The sequence below is a fragment of the Arthrobacter oryzae genome (assembly GCF_030812315.1).
In the GTDB taxonomy this organism is placed as follows: domain Bacteria; phylum Actinomycetota; class Actinomycetes; order Actinomycetales; family Micrococcaceae; genus Arthrobacter; species Arthrobacter oryzae_B.
Window position 1 is genome coordinate 129,050 of sequence record NZ_JAUSSM010000009.1, and the last position, 26,878, is coordinate 155,927.

Genomic DNA, 26,878 nt, shown 5'->3' on the forward strand with positions numbered 1-26,878 from the left:
AATGTCAGCAAATTAGCCGAGGCTGTACCAGGCCGTCCCGTTATAGGTGACCTCAAGGCCGCCGCCGGACTCGGTTGTCAGGGCGTTCCCATCGTAGACAAAGCCGCTCGGATCAGCGGGGCAGGTACCCACGGCAGGGCCGTCGGTTTCCAGCGTCGGGGTGCCCTCGTAGCCTTGAAGGTAGAAGCCGGTAATCGCGCCGTCCTTGCCCTTGGAGTTATCCCTGGCAACCGTGGTCACGAGGCCCTGAACGCTCGTAGTGGTGTTACGCTGCTGCACGATTTCCTTGGTCTCGCCGGTGCCGATCTCAAACGTCTTCGTACAGGTCCACGTCGTCTCGCTCACGGAGTCCACCCGGAAATCGACGGTTGAAGCGTGGGTCTGGAGTGCCTTGTTGTTCCAGTCGAATACAGTCTGGACATCGCCCTTGCCAACAAAGCCGGTGCCTGTGGCCGGGTCGAACGTAACAATGGCCGCTGCCGGTGAGGCAAGGGCCAATGATGCCGCGAAGGCCGCCCCAGCGGCTGAAAGCACAAACGTTTTCTTTCTCATGAGACCAATTCCCCTTTAGATGTTGCCCAGGCGCCGATCGCCAAGGCATGCACGGAGCCCAGAAACTCCGCTACTGGAGTGTACGAATGAGGCTGAAGGCAACACCCGAGTAAGCAGTACTCGACTTTTCACTCGGTGTTACTTGGAGAATAGGTCCGGCTCAGGTGCAGGCCCACGCCGCCGTCATATTGCTTGGGCGCCGGGGGGGCTATGGGTCCGGCTGGCACCGGGAGGAGAATGAACCCATGGTCGACAGCACCGTGTCCACAGGCCTTGCAGAGGGCAGGCGCCTTCTCGCAGCAAACAACTGGGCAGACGCGGCCGTGGCGTTCGAATCCGTTCTGGCTTGCAGCGACGACCCCGAGGCCCATGACGGCTTGGCGAGCGCCACGTGGTGGCTTCGCGACGTCGACAGGGCCATCGCCGAGAGAACGACGGCCTACACAGGCTTTCGCCGGCTGGGCGAAGACGCCCTGGCGTTCCGGGCGGCCATCTGGCTGGCTCGAGAATTTTCAGAGGCCGTGGGCAACGAGTCCGTCAGCCGCGGCTGGCTGGCACGGGCCGAAGGCCTTGCCGCCAAACTGCCGCCCGGCGTCGAACGCGGCTGGCTCGCCGTTACCCGGGGCCTTCTCGGGGTCGACCCGGCAGCGGCGCGCGACGACGCCCAGGCGGCGCTGGATGTTGCGCGCAGCAGCGCCGATCCGGATCTCGAGGCAATGGCCCTGGCCCTCCTCGGTCTCGGCACAATCGCCGCCGGCAACGTACCGGACGGGATGACGCTCCTCGACGAGGCGATGGTTGTGGTGACTGCCAGCGAGCTACAGGACGCCATGGTTTTCGGCGACGTCTGCTGCATGGTGACGCGGGCCAGCGAGGAGGCGTGTGACACCTCGCGGCTGCGCCAGTGGAACAAGACCGTCATGCGCTACATGGAAAACACGGGACACCCTGCGCTGCTCGAGTTCTGCGGCACATGCTGTGCGGAGATCCTCCTCTCCACCGGTGACATCGCAAAAGCCGAAGCGTGGCTCACAAAGACATTGCATGAGCTTGATCAGGGCGGGCATCGCTCCCGGTGCGTGCACCCGGCCGCCAAGCTCGCCGAACTCCGGCTGCTCCAGGGCCGCGTTGAGGACGCCGGAAGGCTGCTCTCAGGTTTCGAAGGGCGCCCCGACGCTTTAAGGGCGACGGCGGCAGTGCGGCTGGCGTCCGGCGACACGGCCGTGGCGGCGGCGCTCCTGCACAGGCGGATCCGCCAGACCGGCGGGGGACTCCTTGCAGTTCCGCTGCTGGCACTGCTGGCCGACGTCCAACTGGTTCAAGGAACTCCAGACCAGGCCATGGCAACGGCCGCACGCCTGGATGATGTCGCCTCGGCCACCCACTGGCCGCGGGCTATTGCGGCGTCACATCTGACGGCTGGTCGCGCCGCGGCCGCCGCGGGAAGCATTACATTGGCGCAGGAACGCCTGGACACGGCCATAGCGAGCTATGACGAGCTGAACATGCCGCTCGAGGCGGCTCAGGCGCGCCTCTCCCTGGCAGAGGCCCTGCGCCTGTCGGACCGCGATATGGCGGTGCATGAAGCCGGCATAGCACTGGCGGTCTTCGACGATGCGGGTGCCGCAGGAATGGCAGACCAGGCTTCCGCGCTCCTGCGCTCCCTCGGCGGGCCGGCGCGTACAGGCCCCAAAGCTCTCGGGCTTCTGTCGCGGCGGGAATCCGAGGTGCTCACGCTGCTGGCGGAGGCATTGACGAATGCAGAAATTGCAGACCGGCTGTTCATCAGCGCCAAGACCGCCGAACACCATGTGAGCAACGTTCTGGCCAAACTGCAGCTGCGCAATCGCGCCGAAGCTGCAGCCTTCGCCCTGCGCCACACCCGGCCCGAACCGGGCAGTAAATAGGGGAATCCCCCCATCCTTTCGGTTCTGCGGCGGCGCATTATTGCGGTATCAGGAAGTCCGCAGGAGGTGCGACATGACACGGCAAATGGCAGCGGCCAATGTCCTCAAACACGAGCTGGTGGTGACAGTCTGGCGGAAGTCCACGGCCCAGGCCGATGTCGTATTCGATACCCTCGCCGACCTGTCGGGTCATCCCGGCTGGGGAGGTGCCGAGGCATCAACGCTCTTGTCCGTGGATGCTCCGGCGGGTCCGGCCATAGCAGGGGTGGAGTTCACTTCGACGTCGGAGGACGCTATCTGCCGAATCTGGGATTCTTCGGTGGTCACGCAAGCCGTCCGGCCGGCCACCTTCGAGAAGGTCACAGAGTCCAGGCTGGAGACAAAGCGGAAAGGGTCTCCGGCGCAATGGCTCATGGTGCACCGCTACGAGGTTGAGCCGGACGGAGACCGGAGCAAGATCACCTACACGTGCCGGCTGGTCCGCGCGAACGCATTGCCGGGTTCACTGGCTCTCTACGGAATTCCGGTCCTGCGCTCGCTCGCATCCCGTGAGTGGGCGCGCCCCAGCCGGGCTGGACTGCGACGGCTCGTGGCGGCGGCAGAGGCCAAACCGCGGGCCTGACCCGCACTTACCAAGGCAGATTCTTACCAAGGCACAAATTCAAGGAAGGAACAGGACAATGGCAAAGCTAGCGCGAGACGATTCGACAGCACGCACGGAAAGCATGACAGGCTACGAGGGCCGCTTTCGGGAGGCGGATGGCTATACCCTCGCCTTTGAGAATTTCGAAGAGGGCGGCGACTTCACGCCGTACTACCGGGGCCTGCCGGACGATCTGTGCCAGAGCCACCACTGGGGCTACGTCATCCGCGGGCGGCTCATCATGCACACGCCCGCAGGAGACGAAATCATCCAGGCCGGCGAGGCGTACTACGCCGCGCCGGGACACACGGACGAGCTCGATCCCGGGACGGAGCTGGTCGAGTTCAGCCCGACCGATGAACTGGCCCGCACGCTCGAGGTTGTGGCGAAAAACCTCGAGGCGTAAGGCCTAAACCAGCAAGGCGAACGGACACATCGGCCCCCTGCGAAGACCTCAAGTCCGTTCGCGCGCCCCGGAGCTCAGTCCTTCAGGTACCGGGCGAAGTGGTCCTCGATCCGCTGCCAGGCTTCCGCGGCCGCTTCCGGGTCCGGCTTGATGCCCATCACCCGGAACAGTGGCCGCAGCGGCCGGGGACCTTCCTCGGCGTCGTTCATAAACGCGTGGCCGGCGCCTTCGAATTCCTTGACGTCATGCTCGATGCCGAGCGTTTCCAGCGTGGCTTCGAGTTTCGCCGCGGCCCCGGGCAGGGTGCGGTCCTTCTTGCCGAAGTTGCCCAGCATCGGGCACGCACCCAGCAGGGCTTCCTCGGGGTGCCTGGGCAGCCTGCCGTAGTTGACGGCGGCGGCATCGAAGCCGTTCCTGGCGACCATTAGGGCGAAGCCGCCGCCCATGCAAAAGCCGATCACACCGATCTTGCCATTGGTCCGGCCGGAGTTTTCGAGCCAGGCCTGCGCCTTGGCCAGGTCCGTGAACGCCTTGCCGGAGCCGGACAGCAGCGACCTCATGGTGGACACCAGGCAGCTGCGGGAACCGCCGTCGCTGAAGAGGTCCACCGCCAGCGTCAGGAATCCGGCCGCTGCCAGCCGGTCAGCCTGGCGCCGGGCAATATCGTTGAGCCCGAACGCCTCGTGGATCATCAGGACGGCGGGGAACGGACCCGGTCCCGCAGGTTCCGCGAGGTAGCCGCGCAGGTTCCGGCCGTTCTCCGCGGCAGTGCCGGCCTCGCTGAGGTCGATGATCGTCATCGTGCGGACCTTTCCTAGGCGGTTGCTGTCACCAGAGAATCTCACACAAAGACGGCGGGCATCCCCCAAAGGAATGCCCGCCGCCGTTTCCCGGGCAGCCGCCGTAGCCGCTGCCTGGGATGCTCTAGTCTCTTTTGAACTCGTCCTTCACGTTTTCGCCAACTTTCTTGGCGTCGGCAACAACCTGGTCCTTCTGACCCTCTGCACGCAGACGGTCATTGTCCGTGGCGTTGCCGGCCGCTTCCTTGGCCTTGCCGCCGAGGTGCTCTGCTTCGTTCTGAATTTTGTCGCCGATTCCCATGGTGTGTATTCCACCTTTCGTAGCCGGGTAAAAAACTAAGCACCATCACAATAACACAAAGCATGCTTACTAATTCAAGGAAAGTTCTGCTGCTGTTCCAGCGGAATTCCAAGGGGACGCCGCGGTGTCCGTGACGGTTGTCGGTGCTCCCGGCTAGGCTCGATTGCATGGACCACAAGACCACTCTCACGCAGCACGTCAATGCCAGCCCGGACAAGGTCTGGGCCGTGATCTCGGATATTCCGGGCTCGGCCGCCACCCTTTCCAGTATCGATTCCATCCAGATGCTCAGCGAGGGCGGATACGGCGAAGGCACCCGGTGGAAGGAAACGCGCACCATGATGGGGCGGGCCGAAACAGTGGAAATGTGGGTGTCCCAAGCTGAACCGCCGTCGCCGACCCATGCCGGCAGCACCACCGTCAAAGCGCTCCAGGGCGGCGCGGACTACACCACGCGGTTCACGCTTGCCGAGCGCGACGGCGGGACGGACCTCGCGCTGACCTTCGGCGCCGAGGTGGTCAAGCCCACCCTGCTGAGCAAGATCGCGATGGCCCTCTTCGGCAGGATCGGCATGAGCATGACACGGAAGGCGCTGGCCAAGGACCTGGCTGAGATTGCGGCGAAGGCCGAGTCCCTCTGATGGCGGGCAGGCCCGCCGGGGGCGCATCGCCGTCGGGCCGGTCACTGTCAGGCAAGGCGCTGAAGGTGACAGCCCCCAGGCTCTCGCCGGTCCGGCTCGAGGAACTTCGCGATGAGCCGTCGCCGGAATTCCAGCGGGGCGAGCGGTATGACGGCCTGAAGTTCAGCCGCGCCGATGCTGACGGGCTGGAGCTGAGCGGCACGGACTTCGCTGAGTGCGAGTTCGAAGGGGTCTCCTTCAACGAGACCCAGCTGCACGGTGCCACGTTCCGGGACTGCATCCTTGCGGAGGTGTACGCCCCGGTGTTTACGGCGGCGCGGGCCACGCTGCGGGATGTTGAGATCAGGAATCCGCGGTGGGGTTCGGCGGAGCTGTACGAGAGCGGCTGGACGTCCGTACGGATCGACGGCGGCAAGCTGGACTACGTCAACCTGCGAGGATCACGGCTGACGGACGTGCAGATCAGCGACTGCATCATCAACGAGCTGGACCTGGGCTCCGTGACCGGAACGCGCGTGGCACTGAAGAACTGCACCATCGGCACCCTCGACCTTGCCGGCGCCAAGTTCAAGGATTTTGATCTTCGCGGCACCGACTTCCGCACCATCAGCGGTCTCGAAAGCCTGGCTGGGGTTGTGATCGACGACTACCAGCTGAGCCTGCTCGCCCCGCTCCTTGCCGCCCATCTCGGCGTCGTCGTTCTGTAGGTTTCTGGAGTTTTTGTCCACTTATCGCGTCCAAAAGGCGCTTCAACTCGCGATAAGTGGACAAAAACTCTCCCCGCTGAGCTCCCGAAGAACCATCCCACTACGCTCCGCAAGTTGCCGGGCCCGACGGGCCCCGGTTGACCCCTTGCGGCCGCCGTGTAATCTTTATAGAACGAACGGTCGGTAAATTAGTCGCAGGGCTCTTGCCGCCGCAGATGACAGTGCCGTTTATCGCGTGAAGGGTGTTTCCATGGCCTCAGCAGTAGCAGGACCGCAGGCATTTTTGGTGGGCGGTGCCCGGACGCCGGTGGGCCGGTACGGAGGCGCGCTCTCCGCCGTCCGCCCCGACGACCTCGCCGCCCTCGTGGTCCGCGAGGCCGTTTCACGAGCAGGGCTTGACCCCGATTCCATCGACGAAGTGATCCTGGGGAACGCCAACGGCGCCGGCGAGGAAAACCGCAACGTGGCCCGCATGGCTACGCTCTTGGCGGGGCTTCCCCTCCACATTCCCGGCATCACGGTGAACCGGCTGTGCGCGTCCGGGCTGAGCGCCATCATCATGGCCAGCCAGATGATCAAGTCCGGAGCCGCAGACATCGTGATCGCCGGCGGCGTGGAATCCATGAGCCGGGCGCCCTGGGTGCAGGAGAAGCCGCAGACGGCCTTCGCCAAGCCCGGTGCCATCTTCGACACGTCCATCGGCTGGCGCTTCGCCAACCCGCTGTTCCAGAAGGGCGAACTCTCCCGGGACGGCAAGATGACGTACTCCATGCCGGAGACGGCCGAGGAAGTGGGCCGCGTTGATGGCATTTCCCGCGAAGACGCCGACGCTTTCGCCGTCCGCTCGCACGAACGGTCCCTCGCAGCCATCGCCGCCGGTCGCTTCGCCGAAGAAATCGTCCCGGTGACGGTGAAGACCCGCAAGGGCGAAACCGTGGTGGACACCGATGAAGGCCCCCGCGCCGGCACCACCATGGACGTGCTCGCCGGGCTCCGCCCCGTAGTCAAGGGCGGCTCGATCGTCACCGCCGGCAACTCCTCCACCCTCAACGACGGCGCCTCCGCCATCATCGTGGCGTCCGAGGCGGCCATCCAGAAGCTCGGCCTCACCCCGCGAGCCCGCATCATCGACGGCGCCTCGGCCGGGTGCGAGCCCGAGATCATGGGCATCGGCCCCGTCCCTGCCACGCAGAAAGTGCTGGCCCGCAGCGGCTTCAGCGTGGATGACCTCGGCGCCGTCGAACTCAACGAAGCGTTTGCCACCCAGTCGCTCGCCAGCATGCGGCGGCTCGGCCTGGACCCGGACATCGTGAACAACGACGGCGGCGCCATCAGCCTGGGGCATCCGCTTGGTTCCAGCGGCTCACGGATCGCCATTACGCTGCTGGGCCGGATGGAACGCGAAGACGCCAGGATGGGTCTCGCCACCATGTGTATCGGCGTCGGCCAGGGCACCGCAATGCTACTGGAGCGTGTGTAATGGCGGCCCCGGATAGCGCGAACGGACACTTGAGCACCCACGACTTCCGCACGCTCCTGGTCGAGGAGCGTGAAGACCGCGTGGTGGTTCTCCTCAACCGCCCCGAGGTGCGCAACGCCATCGACCAGCAGATGGTGGACGAACTCCACATCGTGTGCGCGGCGCTGGAGCAGAACCCCAAGGTGCTCATCATCGCCGGCGTCGACGGCGTTTTCGCGTCCGGCGCGGACATCGCCCAGCTGCGCGAACGGCGCAGGGACGATGCGCTGCAGGGCATCAACTCCACGATCTTCGTCCGGATCGCCAAGCTGCCCATGCCCGTCATCGCGGCGCTGGACGGCTACTGCCTGGGCGGCGGGGCCGAGCTCGCCTACGCCGCGGACTTCAGGATCGGAACGCCCAGCGTCCGCATCGGCAACCCCGAGACCGGCCTGGGCATCCTTGCCGCTGCCGGTGCCAGCTGGCGGCTGAAGGAACTGGTGGGCGAACCGGTCGCCAAGCAGATCCTGCTGGCCGGGCTGGTGCTGCGCGCCGAACAGGCCCTCGCGGTCAACCTCATCACGGCGATCCACGAGGCCCCCGACCTGATGGACGGAGCCCACAGCCTCGCTGACCGCATCGCCCGGCAGGACCCGCTGGCCGTGCGGATCACCAAGTCCGTGTTCCATGCACCGGCCGAGGCGCACCCGCTGATCGACCAGCTGGCCCAGGGAATCCTCTTTGAATCCCAGGCGAAGTTCGACCGCATGCAGTTGTTTCTCGATAAGAAAACAGATAAGAAAACAGCCAAGACAGCAGACAAGAATTCAGACCAGTCCGACGGGAAGCAGTAACCATGAGCAACTCCGCACTTCCGGCAAACCTTCGCGGCGCCAACTTTCCCGACTTCGTAGGAGTTCTCGGAGGCGGCCGCATGGGGGCCGGCATCGCCCACGCCTTCCTGATCAACGGTGCCAACGTCCTGGTGGTGGAGCGGGACGAGGCCTCCGCGGAAGCCGCCCGGGAACGCGTCGAGTCCGCCGCGGCCAAGAGCATCGAGCGCGGGGCCACGGACGGCAACCTGGACGAGATGGTCTCCCGCCTCTCCGTGACCGTGGACTACGACGACTTCAAGGACCGCCAGCTGGTGGTGGAGGCCGTCCCGGAGGACTGGGACCTGAAGGTCACCTCGCTCCGCGGAATCGAGGCGCGCCTCGCCGACGACGCCTACCTCGCCTCCAACACGTCCTCGCTGTCAGTCAACGGCCTGGCCCGCGAACTGAAGCGTCCGCAGAACTTCCTGGGCCTGCACTTCTTCAACCCCGTCCCGGCGTCCACGCTCATCGAGGTGGTGCTCGGTGAGCAGACCTCCGAGGAGCTTGCCGCAGCGGCGAAAAGGTGGGTCGAGGCACTGGGCAAGACCGCCGTCGTCGTCAATGACGCGCCCGGCTTTGCCTCGTCGCGGCTGGGTGTGGCCATCGCGCTGGAAGCCATGCGCATGGTGGAGGAAGGTGTCGCGGCCGCGGAGGACATCGATAACGCCATGGTGCTGGGCTACAAGCACCCCACCGGGCCGCTCCGGACCACGGACATCGTTGGCCTGGACGTCCGGCTGGGCATTGCGGAGTACCTGCAGTCAACGCTGGGGGAGCGCTTCGCGCCGCCGCAGATCCTGCGCGACAAGGTGGCCCGCGGGGAACTGGGCCGTAAGACCGGCAAGGGGTTCTTCGACTGGCCAGCGTGAGCGTCGCGGCTTTAGGCCGTTCATCGCGGGATCCCGCAGGGACATGAACGCAGGCTTCATGAAGGGTTCACCTCATAGATCAGGGTCTGCCGTTTGCCCCGGAATTCCGCCTCGGCGTGGTAACGGTGACCCACGGCCACGGGACCTTCGGAGAGCTTCTTCACCACCGGCGTGCCCGGGTCCCATTCGGCGGTGTGCTCGAAGGCGGACAGGTAGGCGAAGGCTTGGTCTGCGGCGAGGGGAGAGCGGACGGTTCCTGCAACAGTGATCATCCGAGAAGCCTAGCTGGAGACCCCTAGGATGGTGCCGTGACTTCCATCGAACCCATTGCCCTGACCGGTCAGTACGTCGTCCTCGAGCCGCTGAGCCACACGCACCATGACGGACTGGTGGAAGCGGCCCGCGACGGCGAACTCTGGAAGCTCTGGTACACCAGTGTGCCCACCCCCGAAGGCATGGCCGCCGAGATCGACCGCCGCCTGGGGCTCCAGGAACAGGGCTCCATGCTGCCGTTCACCACGCGTCTGATCGACCCCGCCACGGGCGGTCCCGGCCGGGTCATCGGGATGACCACCTACATGAACATCGACGCCGCCACTCCCCGCGTGGAGATCGGCTCCACCTGGAACGCGGCTTCTTCGCACGGCAGCGGCAGCAACCCTGATTCGAAGCTGCTGCTGCTCCGGCACGCCTTTGAAACGCTGGGGTGCCCGGCCGTCGAATTCCGGACGCACTGGCTCAACCACCAGTCCCGGGAAGCCATCGCCCGGCTGGGGGCCAAACAGGACGGCGTGCTGCGCAACCACTCGCGGACCGCGGACGGCACCCTCCGCGACACCGTGGTCTTCTCGATCCTTGAGCACGAATGGCCCATGGTCCGCGCCGGCCTGGAGTTCCGGCTCTCGAAGCAGCGCTAGCCGAGCCTTCACTTTCAGGGTCAGGTGCCTAAGCCCGCTCATTCTTGAGTGTTCTATAAGCGTAGGCCTGGGCCTGGGCCCGGGTGCTCAGTCCCAGCTTGGCCAGAATGCTGCCCACGTGGTGCTCCACGGTCCGCTTGCTGATGAACAGGCGTGCTGCGATCTGGATATTGGAATGCCCCTCGGTTACGAGCTCCAGGACTTCGGATTCCCGTGCTGTCAGGCGGCCTCCCAGCCGGGCAGTGATGCGGGAGCCGTGTCCGAGCCGGCGAAGTTGCTGGGCGGCAGCGTCCACATCGTAGGCTGCGCCGAGCCGCTGGAAGTCCCGTATTGCGGTACGTACTTCCGACGCGGCAAGCTCCGGTTCGGTGGGGGCCATCGTCCGGGCCAGTGCGAGCCGGCAGCGGGCCTGTTCCAGCGGCAGGCCGGCCTCGCCGAAGTTCGCCAGCGCCTCCTCCAGATGTGTCCGGGCACCGGCGTCGCCAGCCGCAATCGCCGCTATCCCCAGTGTGTACTCGGCCAGGGCGCGGTACTGCGCCAATCCCACGGCAGCGGCGATGACATTCAGCTTGAATCCGAGGGCGGCCGCGGCATCGAGGCGTCCTGCGGCCAGATGAACCTCGGCCAGCAGCGCGAGTTCCGAGGCAAGGAGCACGGACCCGCCGGAAACTGCCACATGACGAGTCAAGATGTTGGCCGCGCTGTCGATTTCACCGTTGGCCAGCCAAAGCCGGGCCAGCGGGCCGACCGCGTATGAATCGGTTTCGTTGTTCTTGAACAGGGAAGCCGATTCTTCCAGCCGACCCTGGCGCAACCGAAGGTCGGCGAGCCGCACCACCGCTGCCGAACGCAGGCCGCGAAAGCTGCCGTCGTAATCACGGATGGCTGACAACAGGCGGTCCTCCGCCTCGGACCAGCGACCGGCAGCCGTAAGAATCCCCGCGTAATGCGTGCTGCAGATGGCCGATATCCAGACTGCATGGGTACGGTGGCCGAAACCGTCAGCGACCTCCATCCATTGCTGTGCGCGTCGTACATCAAGGGTCAGCTCGGAACACAGGAGCATCTTGCAGTAAATCTCGCCGGCGGCCTGATAGTCGCGGACCTCACCGCCGGTGGCAGCAGCGGCGGCCTCATCGACAAGCCGCATGCCCTCCACGATGTGACCACCGAGAACCAACGACAGCCCCTCGTAACTGCGGGCGCAGAACTCAAGGTCCGGATCCGCGAAGCGCCGGCCGATTTCCGTGGCAGCGGCGGCATGTTCACGGATGCGGGCTGGGTTATCTGTGGCGAGGCATTCGGCCAGATGGACCCAGCCTCTCTCCACACATCCACCCGCTTCGCCCAGCAGGCTCAGGGCCCGTGCCCTCCAGCCGTCCGCGGCCGCCGCGTTCGCGTAGACCGCGCCGTAGAGAAAGCTCAGCTCGCGGGCTGCGATTAGGGCCGGAAGGCTCACCTGGCCCTGCCGGCGGTACATCACGAAGGCTTTTTCATAGAGGCGGATGGCGTTTTCGAAGTCTCCGGCCCATTCCACGGCCCTCGCCAACCCATAGGCTGCCTCCGGGCCCGGTTCTGTACTGAGCGCGAGCTCAAATAGCGAACGGGCACTGAGCCAGTCCCCAGCATCGAGGGCGATACGGCCGTCATCGAGCAATTGCCCCGCGGCGGAAGCCATCCCTCATTTTACCGCCGGCTCATCAGCAGAAGCTGCAGGCGTGTGGGCCGGACAGGCGCCTGAGCCCGCATGGGAGTCGCAAATAGGTGCAAGCACCCATGTGGGTCTGTCGATGCGGAGCGGATCCTTTGTTATAGACAGCTATTTCCGGAGGGCGATAACGATGACATCAGAAACATTCCAACTGGAACTTGCCGCGGCTGAGGCATATGAAGAGCGCTTTGTGCCCGCGATATTCGCAGAGTGGGCGCAGGTGCTGGTGACAGAAGCCGGAGTCGCGCCCGGCCAGCGGGTTCTCGACGTGGCTTGTGGAACGGGCATTGCGGCCCGCCGTGCCGCCGAGATTGCCGGGGCCCCGGCCGTGACCGGTGTGGACATCAACGACGCGATGCTTAAGGTGGCGGCGCGGATTCGCCCGGACATCACATGGCTGCTGGGCGATGCCGCCGCCCTACCTTTGCCCGACGCGGACTTCGACACTGTACTTTGCCAGATGGCATTGATGTTCTTCCCTGACCCGGCGGGCGCTCTTAGGGAGATGGGCAGGGTTGCTTCCGTTGGTGGAACGATCGCGGCAGCAGTTCCAGGCCGGCTCGAGGACCAGCCGGCCTACGGGCCCTTCGTGGAGATGGTGGCGCGGCATGCCGGGGCGGAGGCGATGTCCCTTTTGAGTGTGTACTGGGCATGCGGCGACCCCGAACGACTCCAGCGGCTTTTCGCCGAGGCTGGCCTCACGGTGACGGCCATCCGCACCCACGTCGGAACGGCGCGCTACGCGTCAGCGGATGATTTCGTCGTGGGCGAAGTGGAAAGCACGCCCCTGATGGATCGGCTGACCCCGGAGCAGTACGCCCAGGTGCGCCTAGGAGCAAAGGCAGTACTTCAACCTTTCACGGACAGAGACGGATCAGTGGCGGCGCCGCTGCATGGCCTTATCATCGTCGCCCGGAGGTGACAGTCCCAAGTGATAAGTGTCTTGTGCCCTGTGGGGGGCTGAGACCCTGGCGGACCCGCCGGCATGAGCCGCCGGAGGGCCCGCTGCCAGCCTGCTACTTCGCCAGTTTGGCAGGCTTGACCTCGGTCATAATCGCCGTGGCATAGGCACGGTGCCCGGTGGAATTCGGGTGGAAGTTGGAGTCAGCCAGAGGGTTCCCGCTGTTGTAGGCGATCCAGGGATCGTCGGAGTTCACGGCGTGCCCGGAAAATCTGGTGGTGACATCGACGAACTGTGCGTCCGCCCCGTCGTCCTTGGCACTGACGACGGCACCGGCGATGGCGCTGTTGAGCCGTTCCGTGGCCAGATTGATCAGGACCTGCTCGTCCGCGGAAAAGTAGGGATTACCGTCAGCCGGTTCGAACAGCATGGGATACCCCAGGACAGCGATCTTCGCGTTCGGAGCCAACGCGTGGATTGTCGCGTAGGCGCTCGCCAGCCCGGCGCCGACCCGTCCAAGCGCGCCTTCCGACGCCGCGACCGCGTTGGCGCACACCTCTACGCCATTGGAGGCGCAGGCAAACAATACGGGGCTCACTCCGGCGTCGTTGGCTCCGGCGGTGATGGTGACCAGCTTGGTGGAGGCATTCAGGGCCTGCGTGTATGCCAGCGTCTGGATCTGGGTTTGCACGCTCATCTCAGTTCCGCCGGTGAGGAGTGCCCCGTGGCAGGCGGCGTTGACCACCAAGGACACTCGGCCTGTTTTATCGACGTCGCCGACGTACCCCGGGGTGCTCTGCCAGCACGTTGTGCCCGCCGGTTTGTCTGCTGCTCCCGCGCCGGTGCCCGCAGTGTAGGAGTCGCCAACGGCGACGTAATTCAGCTGTGAAGCCGGTGCCGCTCCCGCCGGACCCGCCGCGGTTCCCAGCGCCAGCGCCAGTGTTGCCAAACCGGCAGCGAATGCCGCCCGCCGCCGTCGTAATATCCGGTCACTCATCAGTTTCCCCTTTGTTCTGAACTGTGCACCGGGGCTGCGGAGCCACGGGCCGCGGCGAGGCCGCAAGTACCCCAACGGTACCGCCAGTGACCTCCCGCCGGACACCGTTTGGAATACTCGTTTGTTTGCCGGACACCACCCCATTTTTCGCCAAGTACCGGTGCCGGATGTCGGGGGTCTGTGGTTAGCTGTCTGGATGGAACAGCCTGGACAGCCCGTGTACTGGGACGGAGCCGTGAATGCGTGGCGCATTTCCGGCAGCGTGTTCCGGATGGGGCGCCGGGAGTGGGTCACCGAGGCGGGCTGGAAACAGGCGTACGACGACGGCGTCCGCACGGTGATCGACCTTCGGAACGCCGCGGAACACGGCCGCCGGGACACAGACCCCGAGGTGGGCGCGGATGTGCTGGCGGCGTTCGACGTTCTGCATATTCCCACCGAAGACCCGGACCACCCGGAGTTCAAGGAACTCTGTTCCCCCTACCTGAACGATCCGGACGGCTACGCGGCCAACGCCCGGCTGTTTCCGGACAAACTCGTGGCCGTTTTCAGGGCTGTCGGCGCTGCGCCTGCCGGCGTGGTGATCCACTGCTCGGCCGGGCGTGACCGCAGCGGAATGATCGCTGCCATGCTCCAGGACCTCACCGGCGCCGACGATCACGAGATCGTTTCCGGCTACCAGGCGGCCATGCGGGGAATCAACGAACGGCACCGCACGGCACGCGTGCCCCACAAGCACGAGCGCTATCTGGAAGAACACGCCCTGCTGCCCCTGCTGGAGAAGCGCGGCGGCGGAGCCCTCGAGTTCGTCCGGCGGCTGGACACCACAAACTATCTTTTGCGGCACGGGATCACCGCGGCCGAGTTGGCTGCCATTAGGTTCCGGCTGGCAACCAGGGTGGCGACGTGAACGAAATTTGGGGGAAGCTTTGACACATCATTCCGGACGTAAACGGCTCAACCGCTCCCTGGGACTGGCTGCCGCCGGCGCGCTGGTCTTCGGCTCCACCTTCTTCGCGGTTCCTGCCGTCGCCGAGTCCGCGCCACCGGTCCATGGTCCCTCGGCGCCGGCGGTTTCCACCACTGCGCCTACTGCTTCTGCTGCAGCGCCCACCTCCGCGGCGGCGCCTGCCGTGTCCACTCCGGCCCCCGCAACGGGCGATTCCGCGCCCGCGATCAGCGACGCCGGGTTGACGGAAGCTATTCTCCGCGACTTGGGAATGACGCTCGAACAGTTCAACGCCGCCGGTGACCAAGGCAAACGCGCGGCCGACGCCGTGCCCTCCTTGCGCTCGCTTCCCGGCTATGCGGGGATCAGCCTGAAGGACGGCCGGATTGTGGTCGAGGGCAGCGGCGCGGAGCTTGCGGCACGGGTGGCCGAACTCAACGCCGCCGGATCCGGAGCGGGTACCTTGGCAGGGAGCCAGGCCGGTGTGTCCGGTGAATTCATCCTGGTGGCACCGTCCGCGCCGGAAGCCCCAGAAGCACCGTCCACCCCGGATGCCCCAGAAACACCGCAAACGCCGGAACGGGTAGCGGCCAGCACGGACCAGCTGTTCAAGGACTACGTCCACGAAGTCGGCGCCAGCGGCCTTCAGGCCGTGGCCTACGCCAACGGAAGCTTTGTGATCCGCACCGGCGGCACCAACGAGCCGGAGGCCGGCGGCAGCTCGGCGGCCGCTACCCCGGAGCCGCCAGCCTCGACGGCCTCGCCGTCTGAGTTCGTGGCGCAGTATTCGAACGTGCGGCTGGAGCAGGGCGAGCCGCTAGCCCCGGAGGAGGACCTCTTCGGCGGGCAGGGCTTTGTCCTCAACAACGGCATCCGTTGCTCCGCCGGGTATGGCGCCTACAGCCCGGCAGGGGAGCCCATAGTGCTCACCGCCGGCCACTGCACTGACGACGGAACCCTTTCGACGGCCAACGTGGAACGACCGGAATCGGCCGCCAACACGCTGCTCGGCACCTTGGGCTTCAGCCAGTTCGGCGGGCCTGGGAACTCGTGGATCACCGGCGATGAAGCCAACCCGGGAAACATCGGCACGGACATCGCGGTGATCGAGTCCATCCGCTCCGGCCTGGATGTTCATCCTGCAGCCTCCCGCTGGGATGCGCCCGCAGACCCCGGCTCCACAGCCGTGAAGATCATTGGAACCGCGTCGCCGTCACCCGGGCAGGCCGTCTGCCGGTCCGGCCGCACCGACGGCTGGTCCTGCGGCACGGTGGATGAGGTGGGGATCTACGTCGTGGGCGGCATTACCCCAGACCCCGCCGACCTCCGGGCGTTCCGCGGCTTCCTGTCGTACTCCGTCCAGTCCAGCGGCGGCGACTCCGGCGGACCTTGGATCAGCGGGAACTTCGCCGTCGGCACGCACTCTGCGGGCGACGCCCCCGGTTCCGCAGCGAACTTCGCCGTGGCAACCACGCTGGAGGACGCCATGACCCGGCTTCCCGGTGTTCAGCTTCAGCTGTTCCTCAACCAACCCGTCCTCACGGAACCGGCCGACGGCGGCGGAGTGGCGCTCGGGCAGGCCATCACGGGACAGGTCCCCGCGGCCCCCGCGTCTGCGGTCGCCGCGGGCTCAACCGTCCGCATCACGGTGCCCGGCCAGTCTCCCGTGGAGGTGCCCGTGGACGCCGCCGGACAGTGGCATTTCACCGCGCCGTCTCCCGCGGGCCGGCTGCAGTTTACGGCCGAAACCATCAACGGCTTTAGCCACTCCGGAGAGAGCTCGTTCGACGTCACGGTGCTGCCATCTGACCTGCCGGCACCTGCCATCGGCAGCCCGGCTGAGGGCCAAGTCCTCACGGCGCTGGAGCGCATCGAAGGAACCGGAACACCCGGCGCGACGGTGGAACTCTCCGGCGACGCCACCGGGCAGGCTGTCGTTGGCCTCGACGGCAAATGGACTGTCCCGGTCACCGGCAACGCAAGGTTCGGCTCGTTCACCGTCTCGGCAGTGCAGACCGCCCGGGGCGTTGCCGACAGCCCCGCGGCTAGCCGGACCTTCAAGGTTGCACCGCCCTCGCCCGCGGTCACCAACATCCGGAACGGCCAGCATTTTGCCCACGACGCCGTTCCGGGTCAGGTCACCGGTGCCGCGCTCAACGGCGCCGCGGTGACCGTCACCGTCGACGGCGCCGCACCGGCGCAGGCCGCTTCGAACGGCACCTGGAGCTCGCCCCTGCCGGCGGGACTTGCCGCCGGCACGCATACGGTGGCGGCCAGGCAAACGGTCGACGGCGTCGCCTCGGAACCAGTCAATGTCACCTTTGTGGTTGACCCCGCACCCGTGATTGCTCCTGCTGCCATCACCCCCGCGGGAGTCTCGGGCCAGTTGCCGGCCACAGGTGCCGATGGCCTGCTCACTGCTGCCGGCGCCGGAGCGGGCGTGCTGGTCCTCGGTGGTGTCGCGCTGGTCCTGGCCAGGCGCCGCTCCCGCCGCTGAGCAAGAGTTTTTGTCCACATATGGCGTCCAAGGGCGAGGCTATCTCACGATAAGTGGACAAAAACTCCAAGCTCCCGCCGCTGAATTCCGTCCGGGCTGCAGCGCGGCCGCTCAGTTCTCCGCGGCAAGCTCGCCGCGGGCGATGCTGTCCGAGGAGTGTCCGGGGTTGCCGTCGAACGGCTCATTGGAGACATCCACGATGGGGTACTCGGCCAGGTCGAGTCCTTCCGGAATGGCGAAGACACCGGGTTCGCCGTCCAGCACTCCAAGGCTGACGAGTTTGGAAAGATCCGGCGAGATCACCCAGACCTCGCGGAAGCCGCTGACTTGGCCGTCCGCCAACTGGACCACCAGTTGGCGGGATCCGTCCGGAAGCCGCTCCACCAGGGCCTTACCGTTGGCCGTGTACGACTCCAACGGCTGCAGCGGTGCCTGGGCAATAATCACGGCCTGCGGTGCGGTCGGGGTAGGTGAAGGGAACGCCTCCGGGCCTTGCCCGAGGAAGTTGTAGGCTGCCCAGACCGCGGCTGCGCCGAGCATGATTCCCGCCGCCGCGGCCATCGCCACCAAGCGGCCCGCCGTGGAACCTGGGCGCCGCTCGCGGACGCGCCGACGGAGGGGCGTTGGGGGCGTTGCCGTCGTCGTCGAACTGCTCCGGGATCCCGGCCGGGTCAGCGGATCCTTCGCCTGGTCGGGGGAGAGGCCCAAAGCCTGGTGGATGGCTGCCCAGTTGTGCGGGCCGGGCGTCGCCAGTTCCACTTCGGCGGGGTCGATCGTGGCGGCGTGGACGGTGCGTTCCAGGGCCGTGAGGGTCCCGGCGCATTCACTGCAGAACGCCAGGTGGTCAGCCTCGGCCGGCGTCAGTGCGGGTTCGCCAAGGGCCACGAGGCTCAGCTGCTCATCGTCAAGATGCTTCATTGCCCACCTCCAGGCGGGTCCGCATCCGGGAGAGGCTGCGCCGGATATGGCTCTTGACGGTGCCGAGCGGCAGCTGCAGGCGCGACGAGATCTGATCGTGCGTGAGGTCCTCGTAGAACGCCAGCTTCATGATCGCCTTCTGTGGATCGCCCAACCGCTCCAGCTCTTCCTCCAAGGTTATGCGGTCGGCCACGGCTTCCACGTCAGCTGCCGGTGAAGCTGCGGCGACGCCATCACCCGCGACCTGCCCCGCCGCGTGTTCCAGCTCCTGCCGGCGCATGCGGGCGGACAGCGCATCGGCAATGGCATTTCGGGCGATCCCCACCAGCCAGGCAGGCAGGCGGGCGGCCTCGGGCCGGTAGCTGGCGCGCGATTTCCACGCCCGGATGAACACATCCTGGGTGACGTCGTCGGCAGCCGCACGTTCCCCCAGCGACCGCAGCGCCAAGGTGTACACCAGCGGGCCCAGCCGCCTGTAGGCCTCGGCAAGTGCCGCTTCCTGGCCGCCCGCGAATGCATGATCGAGATCGGCGTCCCAATCATGCGGGCCGGCAGGCGTCATCGATGGCTCCTTCGAGCGGCAGTGAGACCTGTGGAACCACATTATGCCGTGCCCGCCAGCGGCCCGCCATAGAGGCCGCCAGAGAGGCGGCCGTGGCCGCACCCGCGGGCGGCAACCGAAAGGGTCTTGACCGCCGCCACCGCACCGGGGCAAGCTCATGTCAGGCCCTCCGGCAACCCCGGGCCCAGACGAGCCTTTGTGCCGCAGGTCCTCAGCCTTGAACCCCGACTCGAGGAGAGCCCCATGAGCACCACATTCAATGAACTGCTCGCCAAACAGGTGGGCAATGAGTTCGCAGCATCGCAGCAGTACATCGCCATCGCTGCCTGGTTCGACGGGCAGGATTTGCCCCGGCTTGCCAAGCACTTCTACCGGCAGTCGCTGGAGGAACGGAACCACGCCATGATGATGGTGCGGTACATCCTGGACCGCGGCATTAGGATCACGATTCCCGGCATCGAGCCCGTCCGGAACGACTTCACGTCCGCGGAGGAGCCCCTTGTCCTGGCATTGGCCCAGGAGGTCGAGGTCACGGACCGCATCAAGGAACTGTTCGCCACGGCCCGTGCGGAAAACGACCCCCTGGGTGAACAGTTCATGCTCTGGTTCCTCAAGGAACAGGTGGAAGAAGTCGCGTCCATGTCCACGCTGCTGAACGTGGCGCGCCGGGCGGACAATCTCTTCGACGTCGAGATGTTCCTTGCCCGCGAGAGGGTGGGCGACGCCGGTGGTGGCGGCGGTGGCGGTCATGGAGGAGGCCACGGTCACGGCGGCCACCATCACGGCGGCGGCCATGGCGGCGAAAGCCACGACTCCGCCACGCCGGAAGCGGCGGGCGGCGCGCTCTGACGCAGGGGCGGGGCAGGCGCGACGGCGGCGCGCTCTGACGACGGGGCGGGGGCACGACGGCGGGGCCGCCAGTCAGGCGACCCCGCCGGGAGTGGTATTCAGTAATGGCGCACGACGTTCTCAGAACCGGCGTTAGTGGCGTCCGCACCACCGGTCGGCGGAGTCAACAACCTGGACGGCTACCGCCAGCGTGCCGTCGGCCAGGCTTCCCCACGCGTAGACGATGGTGTTCTTGCCGGCCTCGACGGTAACGTCAGCCGGCCCGATCACCGGAGCTGTGGTTCCGGCCGCGGCAACGGACGCCGAGACGGTTCCGGCCTCAAGCTTCAGGGTCTGCTCGTCCGGATTGCTGAGCCCCTCGATTACGGCGGTCCCGCCGGCCAGGACGTCGACGGCGGGGGCTGCGGCTACGTGCCGGACCGTCAGCTTGCCTTTGTTGTCGTTGCGCGGGGCCTTCGTGTTATTGGTGAACAGCGTGGCTGTGGGGGCGCCGTCGGCGTCGAGATGGGCCACCGCGGTGTAGTCGCCGCCGTCGTCCAGTTCAACGTCCACCGGCCCGATCACGGGACTGTCGGCGCTGGTGGCGTCGGAGGCGGTGATGGCGATTTCGTAGTCGCCCGCCGCGAGCTCCAGCGGACCGGCCAGGGTGCCGGGCGTGAAGTCATCCAGCGTGAGGTTGCCGTCCACCCACACATCCACGGTCAGGCCGGGAACGCCGTGCAGGACAGAGAGCTTCGCGGGGGCATCGTCGTGGTGCCAGCCGCCCGCTTGGGCGGGGGTCGCGAAGGTGAGTGCAGCCAGGAGCGACAGTGCTCCGGCGGCGTAGGTTGTTTTGCGCATTTCAAACTCCTAAGAGGGATGCCCGTGACGGGCTGTGTTTGTGCTTACGCCCTTACTACCGGCCGGAGGCCCTCTTTGGATGCAAAGTCATGAAGTTTTCTGCGGGGCTATTTTCGCAGACGGATTTCGCGGTGCCGTTCGCGGCACTCGCTACTCTCACCTGAGGGAGCCGCTCCGCAGGCTCCTGTCTCCCGGCGGGGGTTCACCCGCCCAGCCGTGCCAGTTCCTCGCCCATAGCGCGCGCGAAGGTTGCTCCGGGCACGTTTTCCGCGTCGAAATGGATGCCGCAGTGGAGCCGGCCGGCGTAGGAGACAGCCGCGACGCCGAGCCGGACGTTGGCAGCGAGCACGGCGACCGGCCATATCGCGACGACCGGGGCACCCGCGAGGTGAAAGGAGCCGACCGGGCCTGGCACGTTGGTGACGAACCCTGCGACGAGATGCTGCCTTCGAGCCACGCGGTCCATGATGCGTGCGCCGATCGGGCCGCGCATGAACTCGAGCGTTCCCTGCTCCCTCGCCCGCGCCTTCTCCTCCCGGGTCTGTTCCGCGATGAGCCGGACGCGTTCGTCGGGTTCGACCTCGCCGAGCGGCAGCCGCACGAGCATGACCCCGACTTGGTTCCCCGATGTCCCGCGGCGCTGCAGCGCGACCGGCACTGAGACGGGTAGCCGGGCGGGGATCCGTTCTCCGGCGGCGGGCAGCAACGCCAGGTAGCCCCACGCCACTGCAGCGAGCAGGGCGTCATTTACTGTGGCGCCGAGCGGCCGGACATGTGTCTCGAGCGCAGCGAGGTCGGCGTCCAGGAACACAACCCCGCGACGCGGACTACGCTCACCGAGCAGCACCGTGGGAGCGACCTCCCGACCGCTCAGGGTCATCCGCATGCGGCGCAGACCGAAGCCGAGCCTCCCGAGCACATGCCGTAGGTCGCGTCGCGGTGCCTGCCTCGGCACTGGGACACGAGGCACGTGCGCCGACATTTCCCGCGATTCCACGGGGTCGAAGAGCTGTTGTACTATCGCTGTCGCCGCCATCCCGTCGGCGACAGCATGGTGGATGCGCAGCACGACCCCGAGCCCTCCAGCGGTCGCACCCGGCACCACCAGAATCTCCCAGAGTGGACGATCCAGCCCCAGCGTCGCACTCATCAGTTCGCCGCACGTCTGCTCGAAGCCCGTGAACCCATCGACGGCCTCGATGAGACGGATGTGGTGCTTGAGGTCGGGCGGCGCCTCGACCCAGCGGTGTCGGCGGCCTGTGGCAACAGCCATCTTCCGGAGCTGTGGCAGCGTTGCGATCCGCTCGCGAAGGGAGGCGCGCAGGGCGGTCAGGTCAGGCATGCCGTCGGGACCGACGAAGCCGCCCGCCGTTAGCAGACCGGCGACTAGGAACACGTTGACCTGACCGGCGTGGTCAAGCACCAAGTTCGCCTCGTCGACCGCGGCGAGCCGGTGTGTCGCCGGGCGCATGCAAAAAGGGTAGCAGCCGGTCCTGCCAGGCCGTGAGGGCCGGAACTGTAACCCCGTTCCGTCCCGCGTGAGCGTCCCGGCGAGCTGTGCCATGGAGTGCGACCGTGACGAGAAGCTATGGCGTGATGTTGCCTGAAGTCGGGGAAGCAGGTTTAGCGAGTTGGGCTGTAATTTGATCCGTCCAGGCGTCGACAGCCGCCCAGTTCCGCAAGTCCCCGAACTGGCCACCGGTAAGCCGGAACAAGACCTGGAGCGGTGGTGGCATCTGCTCGGGCTGATAGACACCGGAGAAGATTTTGTGGCCGCGAAGCGGAACTTCCTGGGGCAGAAATCCTCTTAGGCGTTTCTGCTGCAGTGCCGCACCGCGCTTGCGAAACGGCTTTGGCAAGGCGTCGGCCATCCCTACGTTGAAGGCCCAGACGGGTCGTTTAGCCAGCTCGGGTGCAAGGCGGGTGAAGAACAGCGCGGCCGGGGGCAACCACGCCTGGTTGTGGATGGCGCTACCGACTATGACAGCTTCGTAACCGGAGACAGAATCGACCTCCTCCACGGACCGGCACTCGACCGCGCCCAGTGCAACCGCAATACGGGAGGCCATATGTTGAGCTATCTCCCCGGTGGAACCCAGCTCGCTTGCATAGGCAACAAGAACAGTCATAACGAAGCCTCCTTACCCTCTCAGTCTCATGGAAGCTGAGCCGGTTCGACCGTGCCATAAGTCCTGACACGGGCAAGCTTCTCCACGCGTCGGGTCAGTTCTTCCGGTCCAAGAGCAGGTTGGTGATCCGGAGGGTGCAGAGGCGCTGGCCGGCTTCGTTGGTGAGCAGGACCTCGTGCGTGGTCAGCGTACCGCCCAGGTGGATGGGCGTGGCCGTGATAGTGATCTGCCCTTCGCGCGCTGACTTGTGGTGGGTGGCGGACACGTCCACACCCACCGCGGTCTTGCCCAGGGTGCTGGCGTGGATCACGGCGGCCCAGGACCCCACGGCCTCGCCCACGGCCAGGGACGCACCGCCGTGCAGCAACCCGAACGACTGCCGGTTGCCTTCCACGGGCATCGTGGCAACTACGCGCTCCACCGATTCCTCGACGATTTTCACGCCCATCTTCTCGTCGAGTTCGCCGAGCGTGATTTTCCACAGTTCGGCGCTGCCTGTTTCGGGCTGCATGGCCACCTATCTTTCCTTGGTCTTCCTCTAGTGTGCAGCAAGGCACATTCATGTACTGTAGACATATTACCGAACGGACGGTCAGTAATGCTCTGGCCGTGAAGATCTTGCCCCCCGTTGGAAGGACCCGTCAACGATGACCACCACAGCAACTGCTCCGAAATCCTCGCTGGACACTGTTGAGACAGTCCCCAGTTTCGTCCGGGACTCCTGGTGGACGCCCGACGCCGGCGCTGCGGCTTCCGCTGTGCCCGTCCTGGACGCCAGCACCGGAGAACTCCTGGCGAAGGTGAGCACCGAGGGACTGGACCTTGCCGACGTCGTGGATTACGGGCGCACCACCGGCCAGACGGAACTGGGCACGCTGACCTTCCACCAGCGCGCCCTCAAGCTGAAGGAACTGGCGCAGTACCTGAACGCGCGCCGCGAACACTTCTACGAGCTGTCCGCGCAGACCGGCGCCACCAAGATCGACTCGCTGGTGGACATCGACGGCGGCATCGGCGTGCTCTTCACGTTCGGCTCCAAGGGCCGGCGCGAACTGCCCAACTCCCAGGTGGTGGTGGACGGTCCTATGGAGGTGCTGTCCCGCGACGGCTCCTTCGCCGGTGAGCACATCTACACGCGCATCCCCGGGGTGGCCGTGCAGATCAACGCCTTCAACTTCCCCGTGTGGGGCATGCTGGAGAAATTTGCGCCCGCGTTCATCGCCGGCGTTCCCACCATCGTGAAGCCCGCTACCCCCACCGGTTACGTGGCGGCGGCCGTGGTCAAGGCCATGATCGAGTCCAACATCCTGCCGAAGGGTTCCCTGCAGCTCATCTCCGGCTCGGCCCGCACGCTCCTGGACCACCTCGACTACCGCGACCTCGTGGCCTTCACCGGCTCTGCGTCCACGGCCAACTCGCTGAAGTCGCACCCTAATGTTGTGCAGGGCGGCGTCCGCTTCACCTCCGAGACGGACTCGCTCAACGCCGCCATCCTGGGCCCGGACGCCGTCAAGGGCACGCCCGAGTTCGACGCCTTCATCAAGTCCGTGGTCACCGAGATGACCGTTAAGGCCGGCCAGAAGTGCACCTCCATCCGGCGCACCATCGTGCCGCGTGAGCTGGTGGCCGACGTCGTTGCTGCCGTGGGTGCCCGCATCGAGGAACGCGTTGTGGTGGGCGATCCCCGCGCCGAGGGCGTCACCATGGGCGCACTGGCCTCCCTTGAGCAGCTGGCCGACGTCCGCGCCGCGGTGCAGTCCATGCTCGACGCCGGCGGCGAGCTCGCGTACGGCACGCTCGATTCGCCCAAGGTGACCAAGGCTGACGGGGGAGTGGGCGTCGTCGAGCGCGGTGCCTTTATGTCCCCGGTGCTGCTCAGCTGGGCGGATGCCGAGGCCGAGGAAGTCCACTCGCTGGAGGCCTTCGGTCCCGTTTCCTCGGTGATCGGCTACACGGACCTGGCCGACGCCGTCCGCCTCGCCGCCCGCGGCGGCGGCTCCCTGGTGGCCTCGGTGTGCACCAACGATCCCGCCGTGGCGCGGGAACTGGTTACCGGAATTGCCGCTCACCACGGCCGCGTGCTGATGCTCAACCGCGAGGACGCCCGCAGCTCCACCGGCCACGGTTCACCGGTGCCGCACCTGGTCCACGGCGGGCCGGGTCGTGCCGGCGGCGGGGAGGAGCTGGGTGGCATCCGCTCGGTGATGCACCACATGCAGCGCACGGCCATCCAGGGTTCGCCCAACATGCTCACCGCCGTGACCGGCGTCTGGCACGCGGGCGCGGACCGCAACTTCACTGTTGAGACGGAAGGCACCCACCCGTTCCGGAAGTCCCTGGAGACCCTGCACATCGGCGACGCTGTCCGGTCCGAGCTGCGCCAGGTCACCCTGGAGGACATCACCGCATTCGCCAACTCCACCGGTGACACCTTCTACGCGCACACGAACCAGGCGGCCGCCGAAGCCAACCCGTTCTTCCCGGGCATCGTGGCGCACGGCTACCTCCTGCTGGCCTGGGGTGCAGGGCTGTTCGTGGAGCCGGCCCCCGGCCCCGTCCTGGCCAACTACGGCCTGGAGAGCCTGCGCTTCATCACGCCGGTGGCAGCAGGGGATTCCATCCGGGTCACCCTGACGGCGAAGAAGATCACGCCGCGCGAGACCGACGAGTACGGCGAGGTTGCCTGGGACGCCGTCCTGACCAATCAGAACGACGAAATCGTCGCCACCTACGACGTCCTCACCCTGGTCGAAAAGTAGCCGCCTAACCCGACGCTCTCTCACTTCCGGTGGGTTTTTTCCCGGCGCTCTCTCACTTCCGGTGGGTTTTTCACCCAACGCTCTCTCACCCGGTGAGAGAGCGTTGGGGGTTTAAGCGGCAGGAAGTGAGAGAGCGTTGGGGGTTTAAGCGGCAGGAAGTGAGAGAGCGTTGGGGCCCGTGAGCCACGGGACCGCACCCCTTTTCGTAAGATCTTTCTGCCCTGCCCGGGCGTAAAATTTTCAGCGTAGGAGGTGGCGAAATGACCCTAGTATTGAACACAGCCACAACCGTCCTGCCCGTGGATGACAAAGAGCGTGCCCGTCGTTTCTACGAGGAGACTCTTGGACTTCCCCACCGCGGCGTGGCAGACGACGGAAGCGAATTGTTTGGCAGCGGCGACGGCCCCATGCTGCAGTTGATGCCCGTGACGGATGGCAAGCACTCCGAGCACACCGCCCTGAGCTTTGAAGTCAGGGACATCGAGCGGACCGTTGATGAAATGGAATCCCGTGGCGTCCGGTTCCAGGATTATGATCGCCCTGATCTGAAGACTGGCGAACACCACATCTGTACTACCGATTCCGAGAAATGCGCATGGTTCATGGACACCGAGAACAATATTCTTTGCGTTCACGAAACCCTCGGCATGCAGCAGGCCGAGTACCAGCTCTAGCGGCTGTGGCCCTGCCGGACGATCACTCCGGCGAGGGCGAAAAAGACGGGCGTTCCGGCTCAGCGGGACGCCTTATCTTTGCCTCCCCAGGAGGGAAACCGCCGGGCGGGCCAAGGTGACCTGGCCTCACGGCGATTCCGGCGGTGTCGCGGACCACGGCGTGACCGGCCGCTCCTGCCGGACCCCGTCCACCGTGATGTCCACCCGCTCATTGAAGAAGCTCACCAGCCCGTGGATCTGCGCCGCGTCACGGAATCGCTGGTCGTACATCCACGCGATGTTCCGCCCGGTTTCGGACTGCGGGTACGTCCAGTAGCTCGCCGTTCCCTTGTACGGGCACACCGTCTTCTTGGGGCTGGCCTCCATGATGTCCAGCCGGACGTCTGCTGGCGGGATGTAGTAGCGCACCGGCAGCATGGTCTCGTACAGGAGTTGGGCGCCATTCGTGGTAGCCAGCGTGACGTCGTCGAGCCTGACTTCAACGGTGAGTGACGACGCCCGGATGTCCACCCGGTGGAACGGGTCACGGGGGTGGCCAATGATCTCCTCGTCGTCCTCCAGCCAGTCGAAGGCCTTGAAATCCAGCACCACATAGCCGGCGAGGTCGGGGTCCTGCGGCCGGAAGGCCGCGCGGAGCAGCCTCGCCTCGGAGGTCACGACGTCGAACTCCTCACCGGGCGCCGTGTGCCGGCCGAAACCGGTGCGCGGATCCAGCGCCGGCGGCCCGTCCGCGCCGAGCCTGACCCCGTGTTCCGCGACGACGGCAGGCTCCTGCCGCGGCGGCGCGAGTTCGGCCTGCAGATCGACTTCGGGGACGGCATAGATGGGGGTGATGCGCTTGGGCTCCCACACCAGGAGCGCATAAAAAGTGTCGACGACGGCGTTCCCGCCCACCATGGCACGGACCCTTTTGGCGGTGGGCTGGTAGCGCAATTCGGGGAACGTGCCGAAGATGACTTCGGATAACTTCGTGGCCATGACTACAGGGTGATCGCCGCTATTCCCGCCGTCAATG

At 66.2% G+C, this 26,878-nt stretch carries 28 protein-coding genes; 15 read left to right on the forward strand and 13 right to left on the reverse strand.

Annotated elements, in window-relative coordinates; all coding sequences use genetic code 11:
- Positions 1 to 12: 12 nt before the first annotated feature.
- Positions 13 to 552 carry a hypothetical protein gene (locus J2S97_RS17780; protein ID WP_307051269.1) on the reverse strand — a complete coding sequence of 180 codons (540 nt, stop codon included), beginning with the start codon at positions 550 to 552 and terminating at the stop codon, positions 13 to 15.
- Between the two features lie 245 nt (positions 553 to 797).
- On the opposite strand from J2S97_RS17780, the gene J2S97_RS17785 reads away from it, so the two are divergent.
- From J2S97_RS17785 to J2S97_RS17795, 3 genes are all read left to right on the forward strand, one after another.
- A complete protein-coding gene (locus J2S97_RS17785; protein WP_307051270.1) occupies positions 798 to 2,459 on the forward strand; it encodes a LuxR C-terminal-related transcriptional regulator in 1,662 nt (553 codons plus the stop codon).
- A 73-nt stretch (positions 2,460 to 2,532) separates the two neighbouring features.
- Complete coding sequence (locus J2S97_RS17790; RefSeq protein WP_307051271.1) at positions 2,533 to 3,081, forward strand: hypothetical protein; 549 nt, start codon at positions 2,533 to 2,535, stop codon at positions 3,079 to 3,081.
- Between the two features lie 58 nt (positions 3,082 to 3,139).
- Complete coding sequence (locus J2S97_RS17795; RefSeq protein WP_307051272.1) at positions 3,140 to 3,508, forward strand: hypothetical protein; 369 nt, start codon at positions 3,140 to 3,142, stop codon at positions 3,506 to 3,508.
- Between the two features lie 74 nt (positions 3,509 to 3,582).
- On the opposite strand, the gene J2S97_RS17800 is transcribed toward J2S97_RS17795, so the two are convergent.
- Together J2S97_RS17800 and J2S97_RS17805 are read right to left on the reverse strand one after the other, a co-directional pair.
- On the reverse strand, positions 3,583 to 4,308 hold the full coding sequence (locus tag J2S97_RS17800) for a dienelactone hydrolase family protein (RefSeq protein ID WP_307051273.1): 726 nt from the start codon (positions 4,306 to 4,308) through the stop codon (positions 3,583 to 3,585).
- A 124-nt stretch (positions 4,309 to 4,432) separates the two neighbouring features.
- Positions 4,433 to 4,609, reverse strand: a complete 177-nt coding sequence (locus J2S97_RS17805) for a CsbD family protein (RefSeq protein WP_011693098.1) — start codon at positions 4,607 to 4,609, stop codon at positions 4,433 to 4,435.
- Between the two features lie 167 nt (positions 4,610 to 4,776).
- Between J2S97_RS17805 and J2S97_RS17810 the strand changes: the two genes are divergently transcribed.
- The 5 genes from J2S97_RS17810 to J2S97_RS17830 all read left to right on the forward strand — a co-directional run bounded on the left by J2S97_RS17810 (position 4,777) and on the right by J2S97_RS17830 (position 9,160).
- Positions 4,777 to 5,250, forward strand: a complete 474-nt coding sequence (locus tag J2S97_RS17810) for an SRPBCC family protein (RefSeq protein WP_307051274.1) — start codon at positions 4,777 to 4,779, stop codon at positions 5,248 to 5,250.
- Positions 5,250 to 5,957, forward strand: a complete 708-nt coding sequence (locus J2S97_RS17815; RefSeq protein ID WP_307051275.1) for a pentapeptide repeat-containing protein — start codon at positions 5,250 to 5,252, stop codon at positions 5,955 to 5,957. Before J2S97_RS17810 ends, J2S97_RS17815 begins: the two co-directional genes overlap by 1 nt.
- A 250-nt stretch (positions 5,958 to 6,207) precedes the next feature.
- Entirely contained in the window at positions 6,208 to 7,437 is a 1,230-nt protein-coding gene (locus tag J2S97_RS17820) for a thiolase family protein (protein WP_307051276.1), read from the forward strand.
- A complete protein-coding gene (locus J2S97_RS17825; protein ID WP_307051277.1) occupies positions 7,437 to 8,270 on the forward strand; it encodes an enoyl-CoA hydratase/isomerase family protein in 834 nt (277 codons plus the stop codon). Before J2S97_RS17820 ends, J2S97_RS17825 begins: the two co-directional genes overlap by 1 nt.
- Before the next feature lie 2 nt (positions 8,271 to 8,272).
- Positions 8,273 to 9,160: a 3-hydroxyacyl-CoA dehydrogenase family protein gene (locus tag J2S97_RS17830; protein ID WP_307051278.1), complete on the forward strand. Its 888-nt coding sequence runs from the start codon at positions 8,273 to 8,275 to the stop codon at positions 9,158 to 9,160.
- Between the two features lie 56 nt (positions 9,161 to 9,216).
- On the opposite strand, the gene J2S97_RS17835 is transcribed toward J2S97_RS17830, so the two are convergent.
- On the reverse strand, positions 9,217 to 9,432 hold the full coding sequence (locus J2S97_RS17835) for an SRPBCC family protein (RefSeq protein ID WP_307051279.1): 216 nt from the start codon (positions 9,430 to 9,432) through the stop codon (positions 9,217 to 9,219).
- Positions 9,433 to 9,468: 36 nt separating this feature from the next.
- Between J2S97_RS17835 and J2S97_RS17840 the strand changes: the two genes are divergently transcribed.
- Positions 9,469 to 10,077 carry a GNAT family N-acetyltransferase gene (locus tag J2S97_RS17840; RefSeq protein ID WP_307051280.1) on the forward strand — a complete coding sequence of 203 codons (609 nt, stop codon included), beginning with the start codon at positions 9,469 to 9,471 and terminating at the stop codon, positions 10,075 to 10,077.
- Between the two features lie 28 nt (positions 10,078 to 10,105).
- Here J2S97_RS17840 and J2S97_RS17845 read toward each other — a convergent pair whose 3' ends face one another.
- Positions 10,106 to 11,755 carry a response regulator transcription factor gene (locus J2S97_RS17845; RefSeq protein WP_307051281.1) on the reverse strand — a complete coding sequence of 550 codons (1,650 nt, stop codon included), beginning with the start codon at positions 11,753 to 11,755 and terminating at the stop codon, positions 10,106 to 10,108.
- Positions 11,756 to 11,918: 163 nt separating this feature from the next.
- Between J2S97_RS17845 and J2S97_RS17850 the strand changes: the two genes are divergently transcribed.
- Entirely contained in the window at positions 11,919 to 12,710 is a 792-nt protein-coding gene (locus tag J2S97_RS17850) for a class I SAM-dependent methyltransferase (protein ID WP_307051282.1), read from the forward strand.
- Positions 12,711 to 12,804: 94 nt separating this feature from the next.
- Here J2S97_RS17850 and J2S97_RS17855 read toward each other — a convergent pair whose 3' ends face one another.
- Entirely contained in the window at positions 12,805 to 13,686 is an 882-nt protein-coding gene (locus J2S97_RS17855) for an SGNH/GDSL hydrolase family protein (RefSeq protein WP_307051283.1), read from the reverse strand.
- Between the two features lie 196 nt (positions 13,687 to 13,882).
- Here J2S97_RS17855 and J2S97_RS17860 point away from each other — a divergent pair, with 196 nt between their 5' ends.
- Positions 13,883 to 14,596 (forward strand): tyrosine-protein phosphatase, encoded by a 714-nt coding sequence (locus J2S97_RS17860; protein WP_307051284.1) that lies wholly within the window; start codon positions 13,883 to 13,885, stop codon positions 14,594 to 14,596.
- 19 nt (positions 14,597 to 14,615) lie between these two features.
- On the forward strand, positions 14,616 to 17,132 hold the full coding sequence (locus J2S97_RS17865) for a trypsin-like serine protease (RefSeq protein WP_307051285.1): 2,517 nt from the start codon (positions 14,616 to 14,618) through the stop codon (positions 17,130 to 17,132).
- Between the two features lie 111 nt (positions 17,133 to 17,243).
- On the opposite strand, the gene J2S97_RS17870 is transcribed toward J2S97_RS17865, so the two are convergent.
- A complete protein-coding gene (locus tag J2S97_RS17870) occupies positions 17,244 to 18,050 on the reverse strand; it encodes an anti-sigma factor domain-containing protein (RefSeq protein WP_307051286.1) in 807 nt (268 codons plus the stop codon).
- A complete protein-coding gene (locus tag J2S97_RS17875; protein ID WP_307051287.1) occupies positions 18,037 to 18,612 on the reverse strand; it encodes an RNA polymerase sigma factor in 576 nt (191 codons plus the stop codon). The genes J2S97_RS17870 and J2S97_RS17875 overlap by 14 nt, the downstream gene beginning before the upstream one ends.
- A 243-nt stretch (positions 18,613 to 18,855) precedes the next feature.
- On the opposite strand from J2S97_RS17875, the gene J2S97_RS17880 reads away from it, so the two are divergent.
- Positions 18,856 to 19,461, forward strand: a complete 606-nt coding sequence (locus J2S97_RS17880; protein WP_307051288.1) for a ferritin — start codon at positions 18,856 to 18,858, stop codon at positions 19,459 to 19,461.
- 132 nt (positions 19,462 to 19,593) lie between these two features.
- Here the strand turns inward: J2S97_RS17880 and J2S97_RS17885 are convergent, their stop codons facing one another.
- The 4 genes from J2S97_RS17885 to J2S97_RS17900 form a co-directional block, all read right to left on the reverse strand.
- Positions 19,594 to 20,301 carry a DUF4397 domain-containing protein gene (locus J2S97_RS17885; RefSeq protein ID WP_307051289.1) on the reverse strand — a complete coding sequence of 236 codons (708 nt, stop codon included), beginning with the start codon at positions 20,299 to 20,301 and terminating at the stop codon, positions 19,594 to 19,596.
- Positions 20,302 to 20,503: 202 nt separating this feature from the next.
- Positions 20,504 to 21,772, reverse strand: coding sequence for a wax ester/triacylglycerol synthase domain-containing protein (locus J2S97_RS17890; RefSeq protein WP_307051290.1), 1,269 nt, complete (start codon positions 21,770 to 21,772; stop codon positions 20,504 to 20,506).
- Positions 21,773 to 21,887: 115 nt separating this feature from the next.
- Positions 21,888 to 22,430: a flavodoxin domain-containing protein gene (locus tag J2S97_RS17895; RefSeq protein ID WP_307051291.1), complete on the reverse strand. Its 543-nt coding sequence runs from the start codon at positions 22,428 to 22,430 to the stop codon at positions 21,888 to 21,890.
- Positions 22,431 to 22,524: 94 nt separating this feature from the next.
- Positions 22,525 to 22,941 (reverse strand): PaaI family thioesterase, encoded by a 417-nt coding sequence (locus J2S97_RS17900; protein ID WP_307051375.1) that lies wholly within the window; start codon positions 22,939 to 22,941, stop codon positions 22,525 to 22,527.
- A 136-nt stretch (positions 22,942 to 23,077) separates the two neighbouring features.
- On the opposite strand from J2S97_RS17900, the gene paaZ reads away from it, so the two are divergent.
- Both paaZ and J2S97_RS17910 read left to right on the forward strand, forming a co-directional pair.
- Positions 23,078 to 25,189 (forward strand): phenylacetic acid degradation bifunctional protein PaaZ, encoded by a 2,112-nt coding sequence (gene paaZ, locus J2S97_RS17905; RefSeq protein ID WP_307051292.1) that lies wholly within the window; start codon positions 23,078 to 23,080, stop codon positions 25,187 to 25,189.
- Positions 25,190 to 25,449: 260 nt separating this feature from the next.
- The gene (locus tag J2S97_RS17910) at positions 25,450 to 25,863 is read left to right on the forward strand and encodes a VOC family protein (RefSeq protein WP_307051293.1); all 414 of its coding nucleotides are present in this window, start codon (positions 25,450 to 25,452) and stop codon (positions 25,861 to 25,863) included.
- A gap of 126 nt (positions 25,864 to 25,989) precedes the next feature.
- On the opposite strand, the gene J2S97_RS17915 is transcribed toward J2S97_RS17910, so the two are convergent.
- Positions 25,990 to 26,841 (reverse strand): DUF427 domain-containing protein, encoded by an 852-nt coding sequence (locus tag J2S97_RS17915; protein WP_307051294.1) that lies wholly within the window; start codon positions 26,839 to 26,841, stop codon positions 25,990 to 25,992.
- Positions 26,842 to 26,878: the final 37 nt, after the last annotated feature.

Excerpts from the sequence above, each read along its gene's own strand:
- J2S97_RS17780 (WP_307051269.1), bottom strand. The coding sequence starts at position 552 with ATGAGAAAGAAAACGTTTGTGCTTTCAGCCGCTGGGGCGGCCTTCGCG.
- J2S97_RS17785 (WP_307051270.1), top strand. The coding sequence starts at position 798 with ATGGTCGACAGCACCGTGTCCACAGGCCTTGCAGAGGGCAGGCGCCTT.
- J2S97_RS17790 (WP_307051271.1), top strand. The coding sequence starts at position 2,533 with ATGACACGGCAAATGGCAGCGGCCAATGTCCTCAAACACGAGCTGGTG.
- J2S97_RS17795 (WP_307051272.1), top strand. The coding sequence starts at position 3,140 with ATGGCAAAGCTAGCGCGAGACGATTCGACAGCACGCACGGAAAGCATG.
- J2S97_RS17800 (WP_307051273.1), bottom strand. The coding sequence starts at position 4,308 with ATGACGATCATCGACCTCAGCGAGGCCGGCACTGCCGCGGAGAACGGC.
- J2S97_RS17805 (WP_011693098.1), bottom strand. The coding sequence starts at position 4,609 with ATGGGAATCGGCGACAAAATTCAGAACGAAGCAGAGCACCTCGGCGGC.
- J2S97_RS17810 (WP_307051274.1), top strand. The coding sequence starts at position 4,777 with ATGGACCACAAGACCACTCTCACGCAGCACGTCAATGCCAGCCCGGAC.
- J2S97_RS17815 (WP_307051275.1), top strand. The coding sequence starts at position 5,250 with ATGGCGGGCAGGCCCGCCGGGGGCGCATCGCCGTCGGGCCGGTCACTG.
- J2S97_RS17820 (WP_307051276.1), top strand. The coding sequence starts at position 6,208 with ATGGCCTCAGCAGTAGCAGGACCGCAGGCATTTTTGGTGGGCGGTGCC.
- J2S97_RS17825 (WP_307051277.1), top strand. The coding sequence starts at position 7,437 with ATGGCGGCCCCGGATAGCGCGAACGGACACTTGAGCACCCACGACTTC.
- J2S97_RS17830 (WP_307051278.1), top strand. The coding sequence starts at position 8,273 with ATGAGCAACTCCGCACTTCCGGCAAACCTTCGCGGCGCCAACTTTCCC.
- J2S97_RS17835 (WP_307051279.1), bottom strand. The coding sequence starts at position 9,432 with ATGATCACTGTTGCAGGAACCGTCCGCTCTCCCCTCGCCGCAGACCAA.
- J2S97_RS17845 (WP_307051281.1), bottom strand. The coding sequence starts at position 11,755 with ATGGCTTCCGCCGCGGGGCAATTGCTCGATGACGGCCGTATCGCCCTC.
- J2S97_RS17850 (WP_307051282.1), top strand. The coding sequence starts at position 11,919 with ATGACATCAGAAACATTCCAACTGGAACTTGCCGCGGCTGAGGCATAT.
- J2S97_RS17855 (WP_307051283.1), bottom strand. The coding sequence starts at position 13,686 with ATGAGTGACCGGATATTACGACGGCGGCGGGCGGCATTCGCTGCCGGT.
- J2S97_RS17860 (WP_307051284.1), top strand. The coding sequence starts at position 13,883 with ATGGAACAGCCTGGACAGCCCGTGTACTGGGACGGAGCCGTGAATGCG.
- J2S97_RS17870 (WP_307051286.1), bottom strand. The coding sequence starts at position 18,050 with ATGAAGCATCTTGACGATGAGCAGCTGAGCCTCGTGGCCCTTGGCGAA.
- J2S97_RS17875 (WP_307051287.1), bottom strand. The coding sequence starts at position 18,612 with ATGACGCCTGCCGGCCCGCATGATTGGGACGCCGATCTCGATCATGCA.
- J2S97_RS17880 (WP_307051288.1), top strand. The coding sequence starts at position 18,856 with ATGAGCACCACATTCAATGAACTGCTCGCCAAACAGGTGGGCAATGAG.
- J2S97_RS17885 (WP_307051289.1), bottom strand. The coding sequence starts at position 20,301 with ATGCGCAAAACAACCTACGCCGCCGGAGCACTGTCGCTCCTGGCTGCA.
- J2S97_RS17890 (WP_307051290.1), bottom strand. The coding sequence starts at position 21,772 with ATGCGCCCGGCGACACACCGGCTCGCCGCGGTCGACGAGGCGAACTTG.
- J2S97_RS17895 (WP_307051291.1), bottom strand. The coding sequence starts at position 22,430 with ATGACTGTTCTTGTTGCCTATGCAAGCGAGCTGGGTTCCACCGGGGAG.
- J2S97_RS17900 (WP_307051375.1), bottom strand. The coding sequence starts at position 22,941 with ATGCAGCCCGAAACAGGCAGCGCCGAACTGTGGAAAATCACGCTCGGC.
- paaZ (WP_307051292.1), top strand. The coding sequence starts at position 23,078 with ATGACCACCACAGCAACTGCTCCGAAATCCTCGCTGGACACTGTTGAG.
- J2S97_RS17910 (WP_307051293.1), top strand. The coding sequence starts at position 25,450 with ATGACCCTAGTATTGAACACAGCCACAACCGTCCTGCCCGTGGATGAC.
- J2S97_RS17915 (WP_307051294.1), bottom strand. The coding sequence starts at position 26,841 with ATGGCCACGAAGTTATCCGAAGTCATCTTCGGCACGTTCCCCGAATTG.